The organism is Candidatus Marinimicrobia bacterium CG08_land_8_20_14_0_20_45_22, assembly GCA_002774355.1.
Classification (GTDB): domain Bacteria; phylum Fidelibacterota; class UBA2242; order UBA2242; family UBA2242; genus 0-14-0-20-45-22.
On sequence record PEYN01000167.1, the window covers coordinates 1 to 7249 of the forward strand.

Annotated in this window: 5 protein-coding genes; 2 read left to right on the plus strand and 3 right to left on the minus strand. The window is 48.7% G+C overall.

The window, feature by feature from the left end; translation table 11 throughout:
• A partial coding sequence (locus tag COT43_09650; GenBank protein ID PIS27603.1) for a hypothetical protein occupies positions 1 to 3486 on the plus strand: 3486 nt, incomplete at its 5' end.
• Between the two features lie 107 nt (positions 3487 to 3593).
• Here the strand turns inward: COT43_09650 and COT43_09655 are convergent.
• On the minus strand, positions 3594 to 4811 hold the full coding sequence (locus COT43_09655) for an MFS transporter (protein PIS27607.1): 1218 nt from the start codon (positions 4809 to 4811) through the stop codon (positions 3594 to 3596).
• Between the two features lie 253 nt (positions 4812 to 5064).
• Between COT43_09655 and COT43_09660 the strand changes: the two genes are divergently transcribed.
• Positions 5065 to 6228 (plus strand): hypothetical protein, encoded by a 1164-nt coding sequence (locus COT43_09660; protein PIS27604.1) that lies wholly within the window; start codon positions 5065 to 5067, stop codon positions 6226 to 6228.
• A gap of 9 nt (positions 6229 to 6237) precedes the next feature.
• Here COT43_09660 and COT43_09665 read toward each other — a convergent pair whose 3' ends face one another.
• Positions 6238 to 6441: a hypothetical protein gene (locus COT43_09665; protein ID PIS27605.1), complete on the minus strand. Its 204-nt coding sequence runs from the start codon at positions 6439 to 6441 to the stop codon at positions 6238 to 6240.
• 399 nt (positions 6442 to 6840) lie between these two features.
• A complete protein-coding gene (locus tag COT43_09670) occupies positions 6841 to 7080 on the minus strand; it encodes a hypothetical protein (protein ID PIS27606.1) in 240 nt (79 codons plus the stop codon).
• Positions 7081 to 7249 lie beyond the last annotated feature (169 nt).

Here is a 7249-nt window from a genome sequence, read left to right on the forward strand (position 1 = left end):
GTCTATTGGTATGAAAAAGACGACCGCGCGGAATTTTACAACCACATCATCGCCACCAAGAAGACGCAAACACTGACCTGCGAACGGTTGACATTTTTCAACGAAACGGATTTGCTCGTAGCGCGCGATAATCCGGTTCTGACCGACCAAAAAACGCGCATTACCGCCAAATCCATCCGCTTTTATACGAAAGACGAAATTTCCGAAGCCGAAGGCAACGTTTACCTCAACGACGACAAACGAAATCTGCAGGCCAAATTCGTTACCTATTCATCACCTGAGAAAAAAACGATCGCTCTTCAAAACGCGGTTTTGAACGATTTGAAACGACACACGTCGCTGACGGCAGACAGTCTTGTCTACTTCAACGAGTCGGGAAACATGGAGGCGATGCTTTCGCCCGAAATGATTCGCCGGGATTCGACCGGTAAAGAGACGTTCCGTATCAAGGGAGATTTGATCAAGAGCGACGAAGACGCGGGCAATTTTCTGTCAATGGGACACGTCGTCATCAAACAGGAAGATTTCATCGCCACCTGCGAAAGAGTGGAATACAACGACTCAACGGAATTCGCGACGCTGATTGGCAAACCGCGCGTCGTCAGCAACGATCAGGTGATCGCCGGTCAACGGATGGATTTGCGGTTCAAAGACGAGAAACTCTATTCTCTGTTCATCGACCAAAATGCCGTCGCGACGTCAGATTCGTTCGCCTATTTGCCATCGACCGATACCAGCCGGGCGGTCGGCGATTCGGTCGTCACACACGATGAGATCGCCGGGAAATTCATGGAAATCTACTTTGAGGACGGAAAAGCCGACTCGGTGCGCGTTTTCGGGATGGCGACCAGTTATTACAATGTCCTTGAAGACAGCATTATTCAGGGCGTCAACGAAGCCAGCGGCGACACCGTCATCATCAACTTTTCCAAAGGCAAAATTCAGACGCTGACCGTCATCGGCGGAACGGAAGGACGTTTTATACCCGACCATTCCAACCGTGATGTGGACACGACGATCGTTTATTCCGCCGACCGGATCGACTATTTCATGAAGAACAAGACGACGGAACTGACCGGCAAATCGAAAATCCAATCCGCCGACGTCGAACTCACGGCGGGAAAGATTCTCATCCGGTGGGATGATAATCTTCTATATGCCGATCCGCTCAATCCGACGCTCAGCGACTCGCTGGACGACGATGTCCCAACGCTTCTTCAGCGGGGACGCGAACCGTTTTCCGGTGAAAAGATGGTTTACAACATGAAGACGCAGAAAGGAAAGATCGTCGAAGGTAAAACCAAAGAGCAGGACGGATATTACTACGGCGATAACGTCACCAAGATCGGGAAAAATGTTTTCTACGTGACCAATGGCATCTACACGACCTGTTCCCTCGATCCGCCGCATTATTACTTCAAGAGTAAGAAAATGAAGCTGATCCAGAAAGACAAGATCATCGCCAAGCCGATCGTTCTCTATATTCACGACATTCCAATAATCGGCTTGCCATTCGGTATTTTCCCCAATAAAGGTGGACGCCGGCACTCCGGATGGATCATGCCGACTTACGGCGATAACAAAAACGTCGGACAATTTATTAAAGGATTGGGATATTTCTGGACGTTCGGCGATTATGCCGACCTGAGATTGACCGGTAATTTTTACGATAAAAAAGGTGTCATCCTGAATTACCGGACGCGGTATGTCGTTAGATATAAGTTTGACGGTTCCATCGACGGCTCGTACACCGACGATTTCTTCTCCGATTATCCGAAAAGAAGATGGGAACTCAATGTCAATCATAACCAGCCGATCAGCCAGACGATGCGATTCACAGCAAATGGCAGATTTGTCAGCGACGACGATTACAAGCGGACAATCAAAACCGACCTCGATGACCGGCTCGATCAGCAACTTATCAGTAACGCGACTTTATCAAAATCATGGTCGGGAACGCCGTACTCGATGTCGATAAATTTCACTCAGACAAACAATCTTCAGGCAAAAACGCTCATTCTGGTGAAACCGACAGCCGCGAATCAGAGAATATCCTACATTGATCGCTCTTTGCCCAATATTTCGCTAACCCGGACATCGAAGCAAATTTTTCCGCTGAAAGCCGGACGCGACGCCAGCCAGTCGAAATGGTACAATAATATCTATTTCAACGTCAGTTCGAGACTCCGCGACACCGAGAGCATTTACTACCTGAGCAACGATTCGCTTGCTTGGGAACAGACAGATGTGAAGAAATCCGCCGTCGCGAGTGATGTCGCCCTCAACGGTTCTCAAAAACTATTCAAGTATTTTTCGACCAGTGAAAACTTGAGTTTTACAGAAGGTTGGCTTTTCGATTATGAACAACCGGCGCTGGATTCGACGGGCGGCTATACGATCGTTAAAAATGTGATACAGAGTGAGAAAGTCAAAGGCTTCAAAGCAAGACATACCGGTTCGTTCTCACTCAACGGACAAACCAAACTTTACGGCATGTTCCCGATCCGCGTCGGCAGTTTGGAAGCCGTCCGGCATGTGATGACGCCGTCCGTCGGCTTTTCATATCGACCGGACTTTACGCAAGAGATTTTCGGCTGGAATCCGAATTATATACAAACATGGACAGATTCAACCGGTAAAGTCTGGACGTTCGATCCTTTTAGAAATTCATTGCTCGGCGGAATATCCTCCGGCGAACAAAGATCGGCGACGTTTAGCCTGAGCAACGTTTTTCAGGCAAAGACCCGTAAGGAAGGAAAAGAAAACAAGATTGATCTATTTTCATTCAGTTCATCGACGAATTACAATTTTGCCGCCGACAGTTTGCGATGGGCGCCGATCTCAACGTCATTCCGGACGCAGTTAAGCAAAGCACTGATCATCAATTTCAGTGCGATGCACGATTTTTATGCCTATCAAAATAGCCGTCGTGTCAATAATTGGAATAAAGTCGTACACGGCGTTCCGATTCCAAGACTTACATCTGTCAGTGCTACGACCGGTTTTTCACTTTCAGGGAGACGGTTTGGGAAAATTGGCGCGCCGTCCGATCAAGAAACTGCTGACACGCTGGCGTCCGATATTCTTTCTCCGGATCTCGGCAATAAAGACATGGGCGAAGAATCCGGCGGAAATGCAAATGACGGAGGCGAACTCTGGTCGGCGAGTTTGAGTTTTCGGTATTCGCTTTCCAGAATGAATCCGGTCAACAAAACCGAATCGTTCTGGACGACGCTAAAGGTAAAATTAAATTTGACGCGGAAATGGAGCATAGAATATACGGCAAGTATCGACGCGTTAAATAAAAATATCGTCGGTCAGAATATCAGCGTTCAGCGCGACCTTCATTGCTGGCAGATGTCCTTCAGCTGGGTGCCGACCGGCTACGGCAAACAATTTACTCTGCTCATCAACGTCAAATCGCCGACTCTGCGCGATCTGAAATACGAAGAACGTGGCGGAAGACAGAGCCGGTACGGGATCTGAGTTAGATTAGGCCTGTCCGCCACCGGCGGATTGATTGGGTTGGTTGGGTTCGACCGCACAACGCGAAACCCGAAACCCGAAACCTGAAACCCGGATGCCTCAATGCCTTAATGCCTCAATGATTCGATGCCTTCTTTCCGCTCCGTCGCGATACACTTTTTCATATAGAAATACAGAGGAATCGCCGCAATTTCCACTGCCACGCAAAAAATAATCACCCAGGCTATTGAAACCTCGTAGAGAATTCCCATTGCGGAACTGCCGATCAACATCGCTAATCCGTAAGCCGTGTTGAATATTCCATAACCGGTGCCGCGTTTTTTCAAAGGCGTCAAGTCCGCGATTGCCGCTTTCATGATCGTCTCGTGCGTTCCCATGACAATTCCCCAAAACGCCACGCCGATCATTATAAAGGAATAATTACTCGAAAACGCGAAAATCGGCATCAGCAGAGTAAATACCGGGATCGTCATCAGCGAAACCAGTCCGATCTTATCATAGATTCTGCCGATGATGATCGCAACGGCGGCATCGACGCCCATCGCGATGGCGTAAAACATCGGAATCTGTGCGTCGGTCAGGACTTTTGTAATCTTGAAATGGTAACCAATGATAGCGAAGTTGGCGAAGCCGAGCGTCGCAACAAATGAGAAAGCCGCGTAAGCCCAGAAGACTTTGGAAAGTTTGTCAGATTCCGGCACATTCGATTTCGGCTGTTCCAATGTATCCGGATTCGGCACGCGCAGATAAGCAACCAGCACGCTCAGCAACACGAAAATGAACGGAATCCAGAGCAAGGCGTAACCGGTCTGGTAATCGACGAGACTCTTTTCCTTGTTGCCGAGTAGCAGGAACAGCCCGGTGAAGAACAGCGGTCCGGCGATGGCGCCGATCTGATCCATCGCCTCATGCAGTCCGAACCCAAAACCGGTGCCGATCTGTTTGGTCGCATGAGATAAAATGGTGTCTTTGGCCGGACTTCTCAGCGCTTTGCCAAGCCGTTCCATGACGATGAAAATTGCCGCAACCTGCCATACGCCCGCCAGCGAAAGCAATGGAACCGACGCCAGCGTCGCGTATCCCAGAATCGTAAACAGCCAGTAGGCGCGGGTCTTGTCGGAAAAGTAACCGGACGCGAGTCGAATTGCGTATCCGAGAAATTCCGCGACTCCGGCAATGATGCCTACAATGGCGGCGTTGGCGCCAAGGATTTTCAGATAGGGACCGTTAACGCTCCGAGCGCCTTCGTAAACGATGTCGCCGAATAAGCTGACGATTCCAAAAAGGATGATCAGTTGAAAAGCTTTTTTCCGCTCCAGATCGATAATTTTTTTCAAAAAGACTCCCGCATTTGCGAAAATTAACGATTGTCAATATCAACGACGGATTTTAGTAAAAATTCTTCGGACTGCCAAAAGGATTTGAGATCAATTTTCATCCCAATGCTTCGGGACAAACTGGTTTCAGGTTTCGAAGATCAAACCAGTTTAGCCTTTCGCCGGCGCTCAAGTCGTACTGTCTAATTTTTTCTTGATAATTCAAACGGTTCGGCTTATTATCACGCATTAGGTCATTGGAATGAAGAGAGACTGCATGGAAAAGAGAGTTTCGCTAATCAGTATCTTTTTAGTCGCGGCGCTGAACGCTCAGATAAACATCGCCGTTATTGATTTTGAAGGAAAGAATGTGTCGAAGGACGACGCCAGCGCGCTGACCGACCGCCTGCGCGCCGAACTCTTCCTGACTGGCAAATTCGTCGTGCTGGAACGCGAGAAAATGGACGCAATTCTCAAGGAACAAGGTTTTCAGCAATCCGGCTGTACATCGGACGCCTGCGCCGTGGAAGTCGGAGAACTGCTGGCAGTCGAGCAGATGGTCGCCGGAAGTATCAGCAAAGTAGGACAGACCTTTTCGGTTACAGCGCGACTCGTTGGCGTCGAAAAAGGTGACATGATTGGCGCGGGTAAGTGCGACCTGAAGGGCGACATCGGTGACGTGATGACCTGTCTGAGCGACGTTGCCTCGCAATTGGCAGGAAACCAGCCGGTTCCGCGCTCTGAACCGACGCGGACACAAGCAACCGAACCAACAAATACTGTGGAACTTAAAGCCAAAGCGCAACCCAAAGACAAGGTATTTGTCAAAGGGGGAACAGTGTCGGATATAGACGGCAATATGTATCAAACAGTGAAGATTGGCGACCAGTGGTGGATGGCAGAGAACCTGAAAGTGACCCATTACCGTAACGGTGACGCTATACCCAACGTGACCGACAATACTGCATGGCGTGGGCTGACAAGCGGCGCTTATTGCGAATATGATAACAATTCATCATATGTTGCGACGTATGGACGTTTATACAACTGGTACGCGGTCACTGATAGCCGTAATATCGCCCCTACCGGCTGGCATGTACCAACAGATGCAGAGTGGCAGACATTGGTTGATTATCTGGGCGGTGATGCGGTCGCCGGAGGTACGATGAAGGAAGCTGGAACGACGCACTGGAATAGTCCAAACATTGGAGCTACTAACAAAAGCGGATTTTCGGCGTTGCCCGGCGGCTACCGTGACTACTATGGTACGTGCGACTACATTGGTTACTACGGGCACTGGTGGTCGGCTACGGAGGACGGTAGTCTCAGCGCATGGTACCGCTATCTGTATTGCTATAATTCCTACGTCTACCGTAGCCTCAGCAGTAAGCAAGACGGTTTCTCAGTTCGTTGTGTTGGGGATTAGACTATTTGGCTATTTGCTATTATGGAGTGTTCCAACCCGCCGGGGCGGACATTCTGCCATGTTGGAACTCGTCGTCGCAGACGACGGACTGTAGAGTGCGGCAACCGCGTTGCCGCTTTCTGAGTGAAGCGAAGAAATTGATTCTTTCTGCGAACTGCGTTCGCAAGCATTAACGCGGCAGAATGTCCGTCCCGGTGGATTAATGCACTCCATAGTGAGATTCTTTCTGCGAACTGCGTTCGCAAGCATTAACGCGGCAGAATGTCCGTCCCGGTGGATTAATGCACTCCATAGTCGATCCTCCTCTAGTATCTGACAAGTTGAAAATAAAACCAGTTTAGCCTTTCGCTGGCGCTCAAGTCGGGAATTGGTTCAGGAATAGTAGCATTTATACCCGCTCGGGACTAAACCGCGACATTTTACTTGTCATTATACCCGATTGGGTATATACATTGTCGTTGACGAGGATATTTTCTGCACACCTCATTCGTCGGCAATGATGAGTCAAAATGTCCATCGGTGATAGACTATCCTATTTGATCCAGTCAAGTCAATCAATCCGCCTGTGGCGGACAGGCCCAATCTACCTAATCCACCTAATCAGCCTAATTCTTACAGATGCAACCGAACCGGAATCTTATTCAATAGTGACGTGATCCAAACCATGAGGAATGAAAATACGATAGCCCGGATAATTCCCGGAATTCCCGCGTTAAGATGCGTCGATAAAAACGTGATATTGAACAGATTTAGTATTACGTAGAATATGGATGGCAGGATGTAGGCGAGCAATGGATTGACCGCCGCCGGTTCGACGAAGTTTGCATGAACGTTTAATACAACGGCTTGCATCTTATTTTTAATCCATGTAAAATTGGTTGTAATTATTTGATTGAAAAAGTGATATCCGGTAATGGCATTTCAAGTCCTAAATGTCACATAGCACAACATCGTTAACAGTTCCTAATCCTATAAAGTGTAGCATAACATCGTTAACATTCACCCCATGGGGTGAACCGAT